This window comes from Pilosibacter rotomagensis (genome assembly GCF_045062245.2).
Lineage (GTDB): Bacteria > Bacillota > Clostridia > Lachnospirales > Lachnospiraceae > Pilosibacter.
This window is the reverse complement of the sequence record NZ_CM170323.1, coordinates 1,208,330-1,225,307: the sequence shown is the minus strand read 5'-3', so window position 1 is coordinate 1,225,307 and position 16,978 is coordinate 1,208,330. Positions and strand designations below refer to the sequence as shown.

17 protein-coding genes are annotated in these 16,978 nt (G+C 51.2%); 8 read left to right on the top strand and 9 right to left on the bottom strand.

The annotated features are described in order from the left end of the window. Positions 1-427: 427 nt before the first annotated feature. Positions 428-1,324 carry a LysR family transcriptional regulator gene (locus ACI3EW_RS05410; RefSeq protein ID WP_118298492.1) on the top strand — a complete coding sequence of 299 codons (897 nt, stop codon included), beginning with the start codon at positions 428-430 and terminating at the stop codon, positions 1,322-1,324. Between the two features lie 166 nt (positions 1,325-1,490). Here ACI3EW_RS05410 and nudC read toward each other — a convergent pair whose 3' ends face one another. After that, positions 1,491-2,375, bottom strand: a complete 885-nt coding sequence (nudC, locus tag ACI3EW_RS05405) for an NAD(+) diphosphatase (RefSeq protein ID WP_215703157.1) — start codon at positions 2,373-2,375, stop codon at positions 1,491-1,493. A gap of 569 nt (positions 2,376-2,944) precedes the next feature. Between nudC and ACI3EW_RS05400 the strand changes: the two genes are divergently transcribed. Then, complete coding sequence (locus ACI3EW_RS05400) at positions 2,945-4,309, top strand: MATE family efflux transporter (RefSeq protein ID WP_405580330.1); 1,365 nt, start codon at positions 2,945-2,947, stop codon at positions 4,307-4,309. Positions 4,310-4,755: 446 nt separating this feature from the next. After that, positions 4,756-5,166: a helix-turn-helix domain-containing protein gene (locus ACI3EW_RS05395; protein WP_147352701.1), complete on the top strand. Its 411-nt coding sequence runs from the start codon at positions 4,756-4,758 to the stop codon at positions 5,164-5,166. Here the strand turns inward: ACI3EW_RS05395 and ACI3EW_RS05390 are convergent. Next, positions 5,120-5,383, bottom strand: a complete 264-nt coding sequence (locus ACI3EW_RS05390; protein ID WP_118529503.1) for a helix-turn-helix domain-containing protein — start codon at positions 5,381-5,383, stop codon at positions 5,120-5,122. The genes ACI3EW_RS05395 and ACI3EW_RS05390 overlap by 47 nt on opposite strands. A gap of 190 nt (positions 5,384-5,573) precedes the next feature. Between ACI3EW_RS05390 and ACI3EW_RS05385 the strand changes: the two genes are divergently transcribed. Then, a complete protein-coding gene (locus tag ACI3EW_RS05385) occupies positions 5,574-6,002 on the top strand; it encodes a hypothetical protein (protein WP_405580326.1) in 429 nt (142 codons plus the stop codon). Positions 6,003-6,009: 7 nt separating this feature from the next. On the opposite strand, the gene ACI3EW_RS05380 is transcribed toward ACI3EW_RS05385, so the two are convergent. Next, complete coding sequence (locus ACI3EW_RS05380) at positions 6,010-6,543, bottom strand: GTP pyrophosphokinase (RefSeq protein WP_405580323.1); 534 nt, start codon at positions 6,541-6,543, stop codon at positions 6,010-6,012. On the opposite strand from ACI3EW_RS05380, the gene ACI3EW_RS05375 reads away from it, so the two are divergent. Next, positions 6,508-6,768: an ATP-binding protein gene (locus ACI3EW_RS05375; protein WP_405580320.1), complete on the top strand. Its 261-nt coding sequence runs from the start codon at positions 6,508-6,510 to the stop codon at positions 6,766-6,768. The two genes, ACI3EW_RS05380 and ACI3EW_RS05375, sit on opposite strands and share 36 nt — an antisense overlap. A 147-nt stretch (positions 6,769-6,915) precedes the next feature. On the opposite strand, the gene ACI3EW_RS05370 is transcribed toward ACI3EW_RS05375, so the two are convergent. Both ACI3EW_RS05370 and ACI3EW_RS05365 read right to left on the bottom strand, forming a co-directional pair. Continuing rightward, the gene (locus ACI3EW_RS05370; protein WP_485663318.1) at positions 6,916-8,307 is read right to left on the bottom strand and encodes an alanine/glycine:cation symporter family protein; all 1,392 of its coding nucleotides are present in this window, start codon (positions 8,305-8,307) and stop codon (positions 6,916-6,918) included. A 175-nt stretch (positions 8,308-8,482) separates the two neighbouring features. Continuing rightward, positions 8,483-9,403 (bottom strand): LysR family transcriptional regulator, encoded by a 921-nt coding sequence (locus tag ACI3EW_RS05365; RefSeq protein WP_215703153.1) that lies wholly within the window; start codon positions 9,401-9,403, stop codon positions 8,483-8,485. 143 nt (positions 9,404-9,546) lie between these two features. Between ACI3EW_RS05365 and ACI3EW_RS05360 the strand changes: the two genes are divergently transcribed. Genes ACI3EW_RS05360 through ACI3EW_RS05350 form a run of 3 tightly spaced genes read left to right on the top strand, consistent with a single transcriptional unit; the run spans position 9,547 to position 12,770 of the window. Next, a complete protein-coding gene (locus ACI3EW_RS05360) occupies positions 9,547-10,428 on the top strand; it encodes a DUF6282 family protein (RefSeq protein ID WP_118298502.1) in 882 nt (293 codons plus the stop codon). Continuing rightward, a complete protein-coding gene (locus tag ACI3EW_RS05355) occupies positions 10,422-11,735 on the top strand; it encodes an SLC13 family permease (protein WP_405580315.1) in 1,314 nt (437 codons plus the stop codon). Before ACI3EW_RS05360 ends, ACI3EW_RS05355 begins: the two co-directional genes overlap by 7 nt. 36 nt (positions 11,736-11,771) lie before the next feature. Next, positions 11,772-12,770, top strand: coding sequence for an isocitrate/isopropylmalate dehydrogenase family protein (locus ACI3EW_RS05350; protein ID WP_118529495.1), 999 nt, complete (start codon positions 11,772-11,774; stop codon positions 12,768-12,770). 148 nt (positions 12,771-12,918) lie between these two features. Here ACI3EW_RS05350 and ACI3EW_RS05345 read toward each other — a convergent pair whose 3' ends face one another. The 4 genes from ACI3EW_RS05345 to ACI3EW_RS05330 all read right to left on the bottom strand — a co-directional run bounded on the left by ACI3EW_RS05345 (position 12,919) and on the right by ACI3EW_RS05330 (position 16,926). Next, positions 12,919-13,704 carry a tRNA threonylcarbamoyladenosine dehydratase gene (locus tag ACI3EW_RS05345; RefSeq protein WP_118298505.1) on the bottom strand — a complete coding sequence of 262 codons (786 nt, stop codon included), beginning with the start codon at positions 13,702-13,704 and terminating at the stop codon, positions 12,919-12,921. Between the two features lie 315 nt (positions 13,705-14,019). Next, positions 14,020-15,069 carry an aldo/keto reductase gene (locus ACI3EW_RS05340; RefSeq protein ID WP_118298506.1) on the bottom strand — a complete coding sequence of 350 codons (1,050 nt, stop codon included), beginning with the start codon at positions 15,067-15,069 and terminating at the stop codon, positions 14,020-14,022. Between the two features lie 19 nt (positions 15,070-15,088). Then, positions 15,089-15,448 carry a TIGR04076 family protein gene (locus tag ACI3EW_RS05335; protein WP_405580311.1) on the bottom strand — a complete coding sequence of 120 codons (360 nt, stop codon included), beginning with the start codon at positions 15,446-15,448 and terminating at the stop codon, positions 15,089-15,091. A gap of 98 nt (positions 15,449-15,546) precedes the next feature. After that, positions 15,547-16,926, bottom strand: a complete 1,380-nt coding sequence (locus tag ACI3EW_RS05330) for a Na+/H+ antiporter NhaC family protein (protein ID WP_215703151.1) — start codon at positions 16,924-16,926, stop codon at positions 15,547-15,549. Positions 16,927-16,978: the final 52 nt, after the last annotated feature.

Below are 16,978 nucleotides of genomic sequence, written 5' to 3'. Positions count from 1 at the left end.
AGAAATCTTCAAAACATACCGCATCTGACATCACCACTATCCAGGATCGCACAGCGCAGCGCCTGCGATCCCCACCCAGCACAGCCAATTTCAGCGCCGGCCGGCCTCCGGATCCGGGTGCCTGATTTCAGGGGCTTGGCTTCCTCTTGGCTCGCGGGAGAATGCGTTGGAGGAGATGGGACACTTGTTTGAGCGCAGCGAGTTGTGTCCCATCTTCTCCGCCCTTAGCATTCTTCCGCAAGTCTAGAGGAACCGCCCCTAAAATCCCGAGTGCCCGGAGCCGGAGGCCGACCGGCGCGTACCTTTCGCCATCAATTTCATATTGACATCCCCACCCCCATTCATTATAATAGCTATAAATAATACGAATACCACATATGAAAGGGGGTTATGTTCCTGCGGTCCCTGACAGGACAGCGGTATTTTCATGGAACAACATCTGTCACAATACAAAATCTTCTACGAGGTAGCCCGCTGCGGCAACATCTCCCGGGCTGCCAAAGAACTCTACATCAGCCAGCCCGCCATCAGTAAAGCCATCAGCAAACTTGAAGAAAGCCTCGGAACCAGACTCTTCAACCGAAACTCCCGCGGAGTCCAGCTCACAAGAGAAGGAACCATCCTCTTCCAGCATGTGAACACAGCCTTCGACTCCATCGGTCACGGCGAACGCGAACTCAAACGGATCCATGACTTCCATATCGGAAACTTAAAGATCGGCGTCAGCAACACCCTGTGTAAATACGTCCTCCTCCCCTACTTAAAAGGCTTTATCGGAAAATATCCACATGTAAACATCGCCATCGAGAGCCAGTCCACCTACCAGACACTCGACATGCTCGATGCCAGAAAGATCGATATCGGCCTTGTCGCTGAGCCAAAAAACAGAAAAGGACTCCACTTCCAGCCCCTGATGGAGATCAGCGACATCTTCGTCTGTACGCCTGCCTACCTGGAGAATCTTCATTTAAGAGAAGGAAACGACCCGGATATCTTTAAGACCGGAAATATCATGCTCTTAAACCGCTCCAACATGAGCCGGAAACACGTCGATGCCTACCTGTCCGACAATCAGATCGAGATCAACCAGATCCTCGAGACGACTGACATGGAACTCCTCATCGAGTTCTCCCGGATCGGACTCGGGATCGGCTGCGTCATCAAAGACTTCATCGAAGATGATCTGAAAAACGGTACGCTTATCGAGATCCCGCTTGATATCCCGATTCCGAAACGCGTGATCGGATTCTGTTATCATCCACAGGATGTTCCTGATACCCTGCGAGAATTTCTGGAATTCTGCCGGACATTCCGCAAAGCCTGATCCATCTGTCTTTTTAGCAGAAAATTTCTGTTGCAAAAAGCCGGAAACTGAATTTCTCGTACAGTCTGAAATTCAGTCTCCGGCTTTTTTTCAATTTACAACCTGCCATCGATTCTTTCTGCAGGATCCCCATCAGGATCACACTTGATCCGATATTCCCATATCCCTAATTTTCGTCGTGATACCCGGTCGCCTCATAGAACTTCTCGAGACTTCCGTACTTGAACACCATCTTAAGCTCACTTCCAATGCTGTTCATCATCGTCTCATCCGGGATCTCATCGCGGTGGTACCAGCCAGCCTCGGAGAGCTCGTCCTCCTGAAGCTTGATCTTGTCCGGTCCATCGAGCTCCGCGAAGAATCCGATCATCTCCGTGTCGGAGAATGCCCACGGCTGGCTCTTATAATAGCGGATATTTTTGACCTTCAGGCCAACTTCCTCCATGACCTCGCGGTGGATCGTCTCCTCAAAACTCTCTCCGATCTCTACAAAACCGGCGATCAGCGCATATCCGCGGTACGGATTGTTGTTCACACGGTATCTGGACATCAGGAGACGGTCCCCATCGGAAATCGCAACGATTACAGCCGGGGAGATCTTCGGATACTCAGTCTGTCCGCACTCCGGGCATACCAGCGCGCGCTCGGTCTTGCTGTTTTCCATCAGGTGACCGCAGCATCCGCAGTACTTTCTGCTCTCCTTAAAGCGGTGAAGCTGGGTAGCAGTGATCCCTGCGAACGCCTGGTACATCGGATGCATCTTCCGATATGCCGCTGTCGGGCAGAGCTCATATGCGTCGGAGACATGTTCCGGCATCTCTGTCACATAATAATAATGATTTCCATCGATCGCGAACAGATAGTACGCGTTCTCTTTGAGCGCTTCTTTGTCTTCCTGGAAATCAGAAAACTTCGGAATCTCATGATTCTCCTCAGCTGTTTTTCTCAAAAGTGTCTTGCTCTTCTTGATAAAGAGGACAAAGTCCTCATCCTGCGCCTTCGGCTGTCCGTAAGTCAGATCAAATTTATGTGGGGCGATTTCCTGGATCATTCTTTCTCTCCTATTCATTAATATAAGTTTCCGCTCTCTGCTCTGTACACAGCTTTCCTCGTTTTTCTCAGACGGAAACCATGAAATTTTCATGCTGCAGTACACGGACACACTCTGTCCGCAAAAATTACCGCATCGTTTTTATGATACGCCGCCCCCGCCCTTTTGTCAATCCGGCAAAATCCGCTAAGATCAGCAAAACTCTTCCCCCGGCACGGCAACCTATGAGATCTATGTTGACGAACATTTTTATTTGTCGTATAATGCCAGACAGTATGCCTTTTTCAGGAATCCTGACTGCCAAAGTACAAACTTTCGGCAGTCTTTCCACATTTGTAACTGTTCAGTACCTTCACACCTACTGGAACCTCCCCCGGAGCTTCCCTTCGGATGCATGGCAAGCTATGAGCAAAAATCCATTCCAGATCGCTGCGCCGATGGAATTTTTCCCTCAAGTCAAGGCTTTCTTACGGTCAGCGCAGCAACTGCGCAGACCTGCTGAATCGTTACCTACATTTTTTCTTTTCTGAAAACAGGCAGGGATGTATGTATGAAAGGAGTCATGTTCTATGGCAACAGAAAACAAGATGGGAGTCATGCCGCTAAACCGGCTTCTGATCTCCATGTCCGTGCCGATGATGATCTCGATGCTCGTCCAGGCACTTTATAACATTGTCGACAGTATGTTCGTCGCACAGCTCAGTGAAAATGCCCTGACCGCCGTATCCCTGGCGTTCCCGGCCCAGAACCTGATGATCGCCGTTGCGACCGGAACCGGCGTCGGTGTCAACGCCGCCCTCTCGAGAAACCTTGGGGAAAAGAACTTTGAATGCGCCAACAAGATCGCGGATCACGCTCTGTTCCTTGCTGCATTGAGCTATGTCGTATTTGCACTCTTCGGCCTCTGCTTTGCAAGACAGTTCTTCTGTCTCCAGACCGATATCGAGGAGATCGTGGATCTCGGAACTACTTATTTAAGAGTCTGCACGATCGCTTCCTTCGGACTTTTCATGGAGATCGCCTGTGAGCGTCTCTTACAGTCCACCGGAAAAACGATCTACTCCATGTACACCCAGGGTCTCGGCGCGATCATCAATATCGTTCTGGATCCGATCCTGATCTTCGGTTATTTCGGAGCGCCTGCTCTCGGCATCGCGGGTGCGGCCGGCGCTACCGTGATCGGGCAGATCATCGCCTTTTGTCTCGGTTTCTTCTTTAACAAGACGAGAAACCATGAGATCACGATCTCTCTCCGTGACTTTAAACCAAACAGCGAGATCATCAGCCATATTTATGCAGTCGGTATTCCGTCCATCATCATGGCATCCATCGGAAGTGTCATGACCTTCGGAATGAACAAGATCCTCATCGCATTCTCTTCCACGGCGACTGCGGTATTCGGCATCTACTTTAAGCTCCAGAGCTTCGTGTTCATGCCGGTCTTCGGTCTGAACAACGGAACGGTCCCGATCATCGCCTACAACTACGGCGCCGGAAAGCCGGACCGCATCATGGGAACCCTGAAGCTCGCTGCCATGTATGCCGTAACGATCATGCTGATCGGTTTAGCGGTCGTTCAGCTCATACCGGATAAGCTCCTAATGATCTTCAGCGCCTCCGACACCATGCTCTCCATCGGCATCCCGGCACTCCGGACCATCTCCCTGAGCTTCCTGTTCGCCGGATTCTCCATCGTCTGCTCTTCCATGTTTCAGGCGCTTGGTCACGGCATGTTGAGCTTATGGATCTCCGTGTTCCGTCAGCTGGTCGTTCTTCTCCCGGTCGCATTTGTTTTTGCGAAACTCGGAGGACTTCACGTCGTATGGTTCGCATTCCCGATCGCCGAAGTTTTCGCGATCGTTTTCAGTGCAGTCTGCCTCGGCTATGTGTATCGGAAAGAAATCCTTCCGTTAAAGGCACGTCAGGAAAATTAAAATAACATCATTTATATTTTTCAGAGGTGGAAAACAGATTCCCTGCAGACCATTTTCCCGGTTCCTGTCCGGGGATAAGACAGTCCTGCCGGATTCCTGTTTTCCATCTTTTTTATCTTTATTTCCCATTACATCTGAAAAATGTGCATTTTCTGTCTTTCCCGCTGTAAGCTGTACATCTCCCCGGATCCACTGCCCTGATATTTTTTCATAAAATTTCTCATTTTAACCTTTTAGTTCAAGACAAACCCGGAATTTTATAGTATGATAGACCTGCCTGCAGAACAAAGGCTTCAGATCTTCACACCGGCCGGCAAGGATCCGCCGTCCGTTTCCCTTGAAAATATATTGAATACTTTCCCATCCGGCTGCCGGCAACGTTTTTTATGTCCGACAGTTGATATTGATCTGTTCTGATTGGAAATATGGAGGATAAGATTGAAAGTATGAAAAATCTGTCGAAAAAACTGACCGGAAAAAAGATCCGGGATGAAATGCGAAGAAGAAAAATGACCGTGCGGGATCTCCAGGACGCGCTGGAACTGGACAGTCCCCAGTCGATCTATAAATGGCTCCGGGGGGAATCCTTTCCTTCCCTCCCGAATATGCTGGTACTCGGTGAATTATTTCAGGTTCCGCTGGAAACACTCCTGATCCGTGAGGACGGAAGTCCCGCCTACCACCGCATCTTTGACGGCGGTTTTCCGTACCATATCGGTCTTCTCTTCCAGGAAAAAGACGATTTTTCCTCAAACAGACGGTCGAAAGCACGTTCAGATCTGTTTGCGGGAAATTACTACACAAAAGCTTTTACTCATTCTCAGGAACATCCGGATCCAGAAGTGCCTCATAACTGACGTTTAAGACCTTTGCGAAATAACGCAGCTCAATATCGGTCACAAACCGCTTCCCGCTCTCGATCCTCTGGATCGCATTCTTATCAAGATCCAGTCCCTTGAGCTGGAGCATGTCCGCCAGATGCTTCTGCGATACATCCGTCATCGCACAGCGAAGCTCATGAATTTTGATCCCGCAGATATTGTTCCTGCCGGATATTGTTTTATTTTTATACATATAATAACACTCCTTGTTTGGCATTCACTGATTGTCACTCCAAACAATATATGTTATTATTGAAACACCGATGACATTCAGTGAATGTCATTTGTGGAAATTATTGGATTATCATCATGAAAAATAATCCTGCTGCCGTTTCCGGAGCAGGTTTCTCAATTCCCAAATATATTTAAAGGAGGATGTCTTTATGGAAATCACAAACGAACTGAAGCAGGATCTCTCCACGCTGGAATCCGCATGCGGAAATTTTCTCGAAAAATATGAATCCGTACTCACAAGCGCTCTGAATAAACAGGAAATGTCCGCCGAGGAAAGCCTGAAGATCGACCTGATGCTGGAACTCATCACACATCTCTCCTCCGCTCAGTTTGCCGCTTCTTATATGCAGAAAGACGTCGTGAAAGAGGGGATCCTGATCCAGGATCCATCCGGCAGCTTCACGCTCGGCGGAACTCCGCTCCCGCCGATGACCGATATCGAAGTGTATGTCCATGACGATGAACTGGACCAGGATGTCTGGAAACGCGTCTTCATCGGCGGCAGCCCGAAACAGCGGATCTGCGGTCTGAAACACCCGAATCTCACTTCCGGGATCCATGCGCGGATCCGCAGCTGAGAGCTTTTCACTCTTCCGTCTCGATGATATCGCGGATCGTCTGCATCGAAAGATCTACGGACGCGATATCATCCGCGCACTGCTTTAATTCCCCGCTCATCATCGCCGCATGTCCGATCTCCTTTTTATATTTCAGCTGGTGTTCCAGGCTCGCCCAGAAATCCATGGCGATCGTCCGGAGCTGGATCTCCACATAAGTTCCCGCCGTTTTTCCGGTCATTCCCCGAAGGATCAGATGGATCCCGCGATACCCGTTTGGCTTCGGATATGAAATGTAGTCCTTTTCTTTGACCAGTTCATAGTTTTCCTGACTTTTCAGCCATTTTTCCACCCGGAACACATCATCCGCAAAGGAACAGATGACCCGGACTCCCACCGCATCATGGACTTCACAGAGTGCCGACTCCAGTGTCTCCGGCAGCGCTTTCCTCTTTAACTTCTCCATCATGCTCTCCGGCGATTTGATCCTGGAACAGATATACTGGACCGCGTGGAATCCGGATCTTTGATCATCCGGAAATTTCTTCAGCAGCTCCAGCATGTCGGTTCTCGCAGTTTCAACACGGCATCTGAGGTCGATCCTACTGAGCTCCCGCACCTTTTTGACCGTTTCTACCGCTCCGACCGATCGAGGAATTCCGCGACCGGCGGCTACGGGATCGGTCTCGCGATCGCAAAAGCCATCGTGAACACGCACCGCGGAAAGATCCAGGCGTCCACGGAGGATGGGAAGTCGCTGACGATCGAGACGGTGTTTCCGGGATGATGATCAAACAAAAAAGATCCGCCAGAATACCGAAAATTTCTTCTCCCCGGTATCCTGACGGATCTTTTTATGCGATCATGGAACTGTCCCGTTCCTCCGCTCACAGTTTTTCAGATTTCTGCCGCTTTTCTATTCTTTTCCAGCATTTCATTTCATCTTTTTCTTCTCTTCATACTCCCTCAACGCCCGCAGCGCCTCCCCGGACAGCGGGAACAGTACCATGAGGTTGAACACGGTCATCAGTCCGATGCCGACATCGCCGAGGTCCCAGACGACTGTGTAGGCCTGAAGACCGCCGACAAACAGCATGATCAGGGCGAAGATCTTATAAAGAGTCTGATAGCACCAGCGGTTTCCGAAGAGGTATGCCACGTTGGAACGCGCATAGAACAGGATTCCGAGGAATGTCGAGAAACTGAACAATGCCAGCGTGATGGCGATAAAGACCACTCCGAACTCGCCCATATAGTAGCTCATGACTTTCTGGAGAAGGTCCATTCCTGCGAGTCCCATCGTCAGTTCCTCCGGGACAAGCAGCATGATCATCGCCGTGCAGCTGCAGATCACGATCGTATCGATAAATACGCCTAGTGCCTGGACAAGTCCGACCTTTACCGAGTCACTCTCCTCCGCCGCTGCCGCTGCACACGGTGCGGAACCGGAACCGGCCTCGTTGGAGAACAGACCGCGCTTGACTCCGTTCATGAGAACCGCGCCAAAACCACCCGCTGCGATCTGGCGGAGTCCGAATGCCTCCTCAAAAATCCTCTTAAAAACGCCCGGAACGCTTCCGAGATGCGTCGCGATGATGAACAGGGTGATCACAAAATAACATCCCGCCATGATCGGAACGATCACATCCAGCGCGCGGACCGTTGCATTTTTTCTTAAGACGATCACCGCCGAGAGCACAACAAGAATGACCGTCGTGATCATTGGTGAGATTCCAAATGCATTTTTAAATGCCGATGCCACCGAATTGCTGATGACCTGGCTGATCCCGCCCCAGCAGATCAGACCGGACAGCGCAAACAAAACGGCAACGATGGAGTGTTTCAATTTCTTTTTTCTCACGCGCTCCGCATAGCTGTGGATATAATAAGCCGGACCGCCGTGATATCCGCCGTAGAGCGGATCTTTTTCTTTGTATAGATGCGCCAGGGCTGCCTCCACAAATGCCGTGGAGGAACCAAAGATCGCCGAGATCCACATCCAGAACACGGCTCCCGCGCCGCCCGCAGAGATCGCAGCGACAACTCCGACGAGATTTCCCATTCCCACACGGGTCGCTGTCGACACAAACAAGGTCTGCACCGGTGACAGACCGCCTTCTTCCTTCTTTTTTCCGCCCAGCGCCCGGATCATATCCGGAAACAGCCGGACCGGAAGGAATTTCGTCCGGATCGTAAAATAGATCCCCGTTGGGATCAAAAGCAACACGAGAAGAGGGATTCCGATCCCATTTCCGTTGCCGATCGGGATCGTGAACAGATCTCCCCACAGGAAGCGGTACACCGCTTCGATGACTGCTAACACCATAATTTTCTTTTCTCCTTTTCAGATCGATCTTTCCGGCTGTTCTGTCATTTCCCCTCTTACAGCCGTCGTTCCAGACCGGCACCGACAAAAAGCTTCACCACCACGACGCGCCAGTCTGTTAAATTGTCATGCATTGATTTCTATTATACACATACAAGTGTGTCTCTGTCAAATCCTATCGGTGAAGCAGTTCCGGTGCCATCTCATGGAGCAGATCCGCGAGCGCTTTCGCCGCCCTGGACCGGTATTTTCCTGCCGGCCAGACCAGTGCAAGGTCCAGGAAAATCCCCTCTTTTCCGATCCGCAGATACCGGAATCCATCCCGCATGATCCGGCAGGACCGGTAGGTAAAGGCCAGCGCAACACCTTCCCGCGCAACAGCTGCCGCAAACGCCGCGGAAAGGTATGTATCGAGTCCGAGAGGTTCCACACCTGCTTCCCGCAGAGAATGGCGTGCCGTCCGGCCGAGTACCGTGTTCGGCGGACCTAAAATATATTCATACGGGGCGGTATCCTTCAGATCGATCCACAGTTCTTCCGGATCATTCTCGCATTCGTGTGCATATTTCATGACAGGATGCTCTTTCGTAGTGACGAGCATGATCTCATCCCTCATCAGTTCCTCGAATCCATGCTTGATCCGGACCGGAGGTGCTGCGATCAGTGCGAGATCCAGGATTCCCTCCAGGATCTGGTTTTCCAGATCAATACTGTCCATCTCGCTGATCTCCACATGCACCTTTGGATAACGCTCGTGAAATTTTTTCAGGACCGGCGGCAGCAGATACGTTCCCCGGTAGGTGCTGATCCCAAAGATGATCGTCCCGCCTTTTAAGTTTTCGATATCAGAAGCCTCACTGCGCGCTTCCCGGTACTGCTGCAGGATCTGTCTGGCATGAGAAATAAACGCCTCCCCGGCAGCCGTCAGGCGGACTCCTCTGGCAGTGCGGACAAAAACAGATGTACCGAGATCCTGTTCGATCAGACGGACAGCCTGACTGAGACTTGACTGCGCCATAAACAATTTTTCCGCCGCCCGGGAAATACTCCCCTCATCGGCAACGGTTACAATGTAATCCAGCTCTTTTAAGTCCATAAAACACCTCCGTCAGATATCGGAATTACCGATACCTGGTATCGTAAATTGTGGCTTTCCCCTATATCAAGACTAGTATAAAATATAACCATAGCAAAATCAATGTCTCTGAAGACAGCAAAAACACACAGGAGGGAATTTGAATGAAACAGGATCTCATGAAAGGCGTGATCGACATGCATGTCCATACGAATCCGGATCTGCGCCTTCGCGCATACGATGACTTCGAACTCATGGAAGCAGCGATCCGCGTCGGCGCGCGTGCCATCGTCATCAAGACACATCAGGGGACAACCATGGACCGCGCATATCTCTGCAACCGTCACAACGAGATCGTACATGGAAACACGAACAACTTCACCATGTACGGAAGCATCACATTAAACCGCGTTGTAGGCGGGATCAATCCGAAAGCCGTCGATACCGCACTTCGTCTTGGAGCAAAAGTTGTCTGGCTCCCGACACAGTCCGCAAAAAATCACATGCAGAAAATGGGCCAGGATCTGAGTCAGTGCGTGGAAGTCGTAAAAGACGGAAAGATCGTTCCGGAACTGCGCTCTGTACTGGAACTTGTCCGCGATCACAATGCAGTCCTTGGAACTGCCCATATCGCACCTGATGAGATCTTTACCGTCGTCGAGGCAGCCCGCGACCTCGGAGTCAAAAATATCGTGATCACCCATCCGGAGTGGTGGATCGTGGGAATGAGCCATGAAGACCAGCTCCGCCTCGTGAAGGATTACAACGTCATCCTGGAGCGCTGTTACGCACAGAACATGGGCGGCGGAAAATATAAGAGCAATCTCGCAGACAATCTGGAGATCATCAAAGAAGTCGGCTACCGAAATGTCATGGTCGACACCGACGGCGGACAGACGGAAAATCCGCACTGGGAACTCGCACTTGCGGAATACATGCAGTATCTGGTCGATCACGGAATTCCGGAAGAACATGTTTACCATATGACTCACACGATCCCGGCATCCCTGCTCGGCATCAACGAACAGGAGGAATCCGCATGTTAAGTATCATTCTGGTCGCATCCATCGCAGTTGCCGTCGTTCTTGGCTACAAGACAAAGATCAATACCGGATTCTTCTGTATCTCGTTCGCTTACCTGATCGGATGTTTCGGTATGGGGATCAAGACAAAAGAGCTAATTAGTTTCTGGCCGGTCAGCACGATGTTTGTGATCCTGTCCGTCTCCCTTTTTTACAACTTTGCGGCTGTCAACGGAACGCTTGAGAAGATGTCTGCAAGTCTTCTCTACATGTGCCGCCGTTTCCCGGGCATGCTGCCGTTTGCCCTCTTCTTTGTAGCAGTTGTTCTCTCGGTAATGGGAGCTGCCTACTTTACTGTTCTCGCATTTCTGGCTCCGATCACGATCCTGATCTGCGAGGAAGCAAAAATGGACAAGCTGACCGGCGCTGTCGCGATCAACTGCGGTGCGCTTGCAGGCGGAAACTTTCCGACAGCCTCTCTCGGTGTCGTATTCCGCGGTCTGATCGATACCGCTTACGAGTCAGAACCGGCTTTTGGAACACCGAATTCGTTTGTGGACGAAATGAAGATTTTTGGATTCGCCATCATCTTCTCCCTGATCCTGATCGCGATCTTCCGCTTCGGTTTTAAGAGCAACCGCGGCATCGGCAAAGGAGTTACTTTCTCCAGGCCAGAACCGTTTGACAGGAAGCAGAAGCTGACTTTATACTTGATGCTGCTGATGATGGTGATCGTCCTGATCTTCCCACTCTTAAAGCTCGCGCTTCCGGACAATGCCCTGATCGGAACGATTGCAGGAAAAGTTGATGTCGGTCTCGTTGCTTTCTGCTTTACCATCATTGCCCTGTTATTTGATCTGGCACCTCAGAAAGAGGTCATCGCCCGTGTTCCGTGGAATACGATCCTCATGATCGCCGGAGCCGGCATGCTGATCGCGGTCGCTGTAAAAGCAGGCACGATCGATGCCCTCTCCGCATGGATCGGATCCAATGTACCGGCTGCCCTGATCCCGCTGGCATTCAGCTTCGTCGGTGCGTTTATGAGCTTCTTCAGTTCCACGACCGGCGTTGTTGCACCGGCATTATTCCCGCTGATCCCGGGACTCGCCGCTGCAACCGGACTGAACCCGGCCGCTCTCTTTGCCTGCACGATCCTCGGCGCACAGAGCAGCGCGATCAGCCCGTTCTCATCCGGCGGAAGTCTGATCCTCGGTTCCTGTGGAAACGAGGAAGACCGCAACCATCTGTTTAACCGGCTTCTCTTTGTTGCCGTTCCGATCAGTGTGATCTGCTGTGCAGTCTATAACCTGATCGTGACATTTGTACTGTAGGATCAAATCAAATCATTCAAAAAGGAGAATCATCATATGAATCACAAAATTACAGTATTCCGCGGTGACGGAATCGGTCCGGAACTTGTTGACAATGTGTTAAAGATCTTAAAGGCAGCGAACGCACCTCTCGAATATGAAATCTACAACGTCGGAGAGGACGAATGGAAACGCAACGGCGCACTGATCCCGGAGGAAGCCTACGCATCTTTTGAGCGGACAAAAGTGCTGTTAAAATCCCCGATCACGACCCCGGTCGGAAAGGGATTCCGCTCCCTGAACGTGACACTCCGCGGAAAATATGATCTTTACGCAAACATCCGCCCGGTAAGATCCAACGATGCCGTAAAAACACCGTTCAAAAATGTGGATATCGTCATTTTCCGTGAAAATACGGAAGGCCTCTACGTCGGCGTCGAAGAGCAGATCGATCCGGACACCGTCCATGCGATCAAGATCGTTACACGAAAAGCGAGTGAGCGCATCATCCGTGACGCATTCGAGTATGCAAAGAAAAACGGCCGCAGAAAAGTGACCTGCGTCCACAAGGCAAACATCTTAAAGATGTCCGACGGCATGTTCTTATCCATTTTCAAGGAGATCGCGAAAGAATATCCGGAGATCGAGAGCGATGACAAGATCATCGACAACACCTGCATGCAGCTCGTGATGAACCCGAACCAGTTTGACGTGATGGTCATGCAGAACCTGTACGGAGACATCCTCTCCGACCTCTGCAGCGGTCTGATCGGCGGTCTCGGACTCGTTCCATCCAGCAATATCGGTGCCGATTACGCCATGTTTGAAGCTGTACACGGCAGCGCGCCGGATATCGCCGGAAAGCACCTTGCAAACCCGACTGCATTCCTCTGGTCCGCCTGCATGATGTTAGAGTACCTCGGGGAAAATGAGACTGCAGCGCGGATCCGCAAAGCCGTCGATGAAGTTCTCGCAGAAGGAAAACACCTCACAAAAGACCTGCACGGAACAGCAAGTACCGAAGAGTATGTGGATGCGATCCTGGAAAGATTATAAAACTGAAATCAGAGGGGGCTGCCATTGGCAGCTCTTTCTGTATCCCTGAAAGTAAAAAGACATCACAAAACCTTGTTCGAATGGAATCCACTCCAATTTCCGGTTTTGTGATGTCTTTTTATGATCTTTTATTCGCTCCTGGCATTGATCACTGCCCCTGCTCTTCCACCTTCTTCGGCGGCATCACTGTCAGGTCTTTCACGATCTCCCCTGCAAGGATCAGTCCGGCAACCGACGGAACGAACGCGATGCTGCCCGGAATCGCACGGCGCTCGGTGCATTTATGTTTCGCGCCCGGCGGACAGATACAGTTCTTTCTGCAGCTGATGCTCATGTCTTCCTGCTGCTCAACCGGCTGCTCCGTGGAGTAAACGACTTTTAACTTCTTCACTCCGCGCTTCTTTAATTCGCGGCGCATGACCTTCGCGAGCGGGCACATGCTCGTCTTATAGATATCCGCCACATGGAACTGCGTCGGATCCAGCTTGTTTCCGGCGCCCATGCTGCTGATGACCGGAACTTTACAGTCGATCGCCCGCATGATGATCTCGATCTTTGCCGTCACCGTGTCCACCGCATCGACCACATAGGAATATTCCGTAAAGTCGAACTCATCCGCATTTTCCGGGAGATAAAAGCACTTTCTGACCTCGACCTGGGCATCCGGATTGATATCCAGGATCCGGTCGCGCATGACTTCCGCCTTATACTGTCCAACTGTCTTTCTCGTCGCGATGATCTGGCGGTTGATATTTGTCAGGCAGACCTTATCATCGTCCACCAGCACAAAGGAACCGACTCCGCTTCTCGCCAGTGCCTCCGCCACATATCCGCCGACTCCGCCGATTCCGAAGATCGCAACCTTCGCCTTCGCAAGGCGGTCCATATTTTCTGCTCCTAAAAGGAGCTGTGTTCTTGAGAACTGATTTAACATCTCTATCTCCAATCCTGTCTTTCCTGCAATGTTACCGGCAATCTCCCTGTTAAAACAACCATTCGACGGGATTTTGCCCCTGAAACCTTTACCATTATACCTACTAATTCGGTATGTGTAAAGAGAAAGATTCCTTCCCATGAAAAGCAGCAGTTTTTCTGCGTCCTGTAACGAAACAGGACACCATCTCTGGTGTCCCTTCCGTACTTTCTGATATTCTCACAAAACTGTCCGAACCATTCTTGCAGTCTGATTCTCTGTCATCGCTGATCCTGCTTTTCTGGAAATCTCCTGCCATGATCCCTGCATGTCATTTTACTTATCCACATGGTTTCTGTCCGTCAGAATGATCCCCTTGTATCTCGGAGAGGTGCGCTCAAGCTCATAGCATTCTCCCTCCGGAGTCGGGTACTGATCGATAAAGTCGCGGATCGTCTTCATCTCCTCCGCGGTCAGATCAAATTCCAGTGTCTGGATGTTGGATCTTACATGTTTGGAGTTTCTGGTTCCGACCATGACGGCTCCGACGCTCTTCTGGTTTAAGATGTACTGGGTTGCCACGTTGGCGATGCTGACGCCGTGGTTGTCTGCGATCGCTTTCAGGACCGGAAGGAGCTTCTGCATTCCGTCCCAGCCGAGGGAATCCTCGATGATCTGCATGTATTTCACCTGGGAACGGGTCTCCGGCGCCTCATATGTCTTTCCCATGTAGCGCTCCGCGAGAAATCCACCGGCCAGTGTGCCGTAAGCGAATGTGTAGATGCCGTGCTCTGCGCTGTAATCCAAAAGTGTTCTCTCCGGACGGCGGTCAAAGACGGAATACTGCGCCTGGTTGGATACGACCGGGATACCGGCGTCAACCATCTGCTTTAAGGCGTTTGTATCCATGTTGCACATACCGATGTTGCGGATCTTTCCTTTTTCCTGAAGCTTTACAAGGTCAAAGGCCGTCTCCATCATGCCCGGCACATTGAAATCCCACCAGTGGAACTGTACCAGATCCAGAGCTTCGCGGTGCATTCTCTTTAAGGAGCGGTCCACGATTCCTTCCGTGTACTCCATGTTGATCACCGGAAGAACGTCCTTGTCCGGCACAAATTTCGTGTGGATCTGGATGTCTTCCTCCTGATAATGTCCGCTCGCCTTTAACTCTGTCACAAAGCGGCCGAGGACCTCCTCAGCGCCCGTGTAGATGTCGGCACAGTCAAACGTCGTAAATCCCTGCTCCACCAGCTCGTGGAACGCGCGGATCGCATCGTCATAGTCCAGGTGTCCCTGAAGACAATGCTCCGCGGAGAGCTGCCAGCAGCCATTGATGACGCGGTTGAAGGTATATCCATTTTTAAACTGAGCTTTTTTCTGCATGATCGATTCTCCTTATTATCTAATTCTCATGATATTTTCCCGCATCCAGTCTCATGAGCGGCACGACCGTGCACTGCCCATGACTCTGGATCCGCTTTCCGACTCTTGTGATCTTAAATCTCGCCCCGCAGTTCGGATCCGGGCAGGCGATCTCCGCGTCGGAGAGCATCCAGTCGTTCGGGTCCAATGGCCGTTCTTTTGCCGGAAGAAGCGGCAGGATGGCGCTCAGGGAATACATGGAAAACGATGTTTCCTTCGGAAACACCAGGTTTTCTCCCTGTACCAGGAAATAGTCCCCCACCTTGTGGCTGCACACCATCGGGCAGTCACCGGCGACTACTTCCACCTTGAGATCGTATAATGTAAAGGTATCATCCATTTTTCCATAACCTCTTTTCTCTCGTGTACTCGTTCCAATGTCTGTGCCATCCTGACACTTCATGAGCTTTCATGATCCAGATCCGGGAAACCACTCCCCTATTCTTCTTTCTGGCATCCCCATCCCGTAAGGACAGCTCCAAGGAATACAAAGAACAGGACAAATCCGTAGATCGTTCCGCCCGCAACGATGACCGGGGAAAGACCTGTCAATGCGGATCCGATGAATACGAACACGCTCATGAACGGGATGATCGCCGGAAGACTGTTCGCCGTTCCATCTAAAAGGTTCGCTCTGCGGTACGGGTGAATGTTTCTCGCCGCTCCGATCTTATTTAAGATCGGTCCGAATGTCAGGATGGAGGCACTCGTCACACCGCCAAGTAAGATCGTTGTAAATGCGATCCCCATCATGCAGACGAGCTCCGCGCCTTTCGCTGTACCAGCCATCTTACTGTCGAGGATCTTCTCGGCGATCAGGTTCAGCATGCCTGCGTCGCTTAAAACTCCCATGATGCCGAATACGGAGATGACAAGCGCACAGGTTGGTAAAATATTGTTGATCCCGTCAACCAGGAAGCCGACTGCGGCGTTGTTTGCCGCGTCGTTGGAAAATACCTGCGCCGGAGTAAATAATCCCGCTGCAAGGCCGACAAGCGTTCCTGTCGCAAGACCAACGAGGATGCCTTCATAGATATTTCTTGTTTTTGTCGAAACCGTCAGCATCAGGACAACCGGGATCAGCATGACTAACGAAACCGGGTTGGACGCCGCATCGATGGAACCTCCCTCATAAGTACCGCCAACACCGCCGAAAATCGCGAAGATCACGATCGTGATCAGTCCTGCCACCAGCGAATACTTGATACGGCTTGACACGACACCACCGATATCGGCCGGTTTTCCGTTCTTAAACTGCTGCGTGGAAGCCGAAGCGATCGTCGTGTCGGAGATCGGCGCCAGGTTATCTCCAAAGATCGCGCCGGATACGATGCAGCCGGCCATCATCATCTCGTTGGCACCCAGCATGATCCCCGCCGGGTAAAAGATCGGGAACGCGATAAACATGGTTCCAATCGAGGAACCGGTCGCTGTCGATACGATGCATGTGGCAAGAAATGTAAATGCAACGAAGATCCCGCCTTTCATGCCGACTGCGTTGGCGATCCATACGAATCCGCCGGAAAGACCGCACAGCTTGATCAGGGCGCTGAACATGCCGACGAGCAGCAGGATCACAACGACCGATACCGACGTGATCGAGGAAATTCCCCGGATCGCACTCTCCCAGAACTCACTGTAGCTCGTGCAGAACACGCCGCCGATCAAAAGGGCTAAAAATCCTCCGACTGCAAGTGCTTCCATGTTGAATGCTTTAAAGCCGACGAACAGCACCATGCAGAAGAATACATAAATTGCTACCGGGATCAGGGACATTCCGATCCCGCCGCGAAACTGAAGTTTTCTCTCCTCGCTCATACGATTGCCTTCCTTTCTTCTGTAACATAACTCTTGTCATATACGAAAGCCT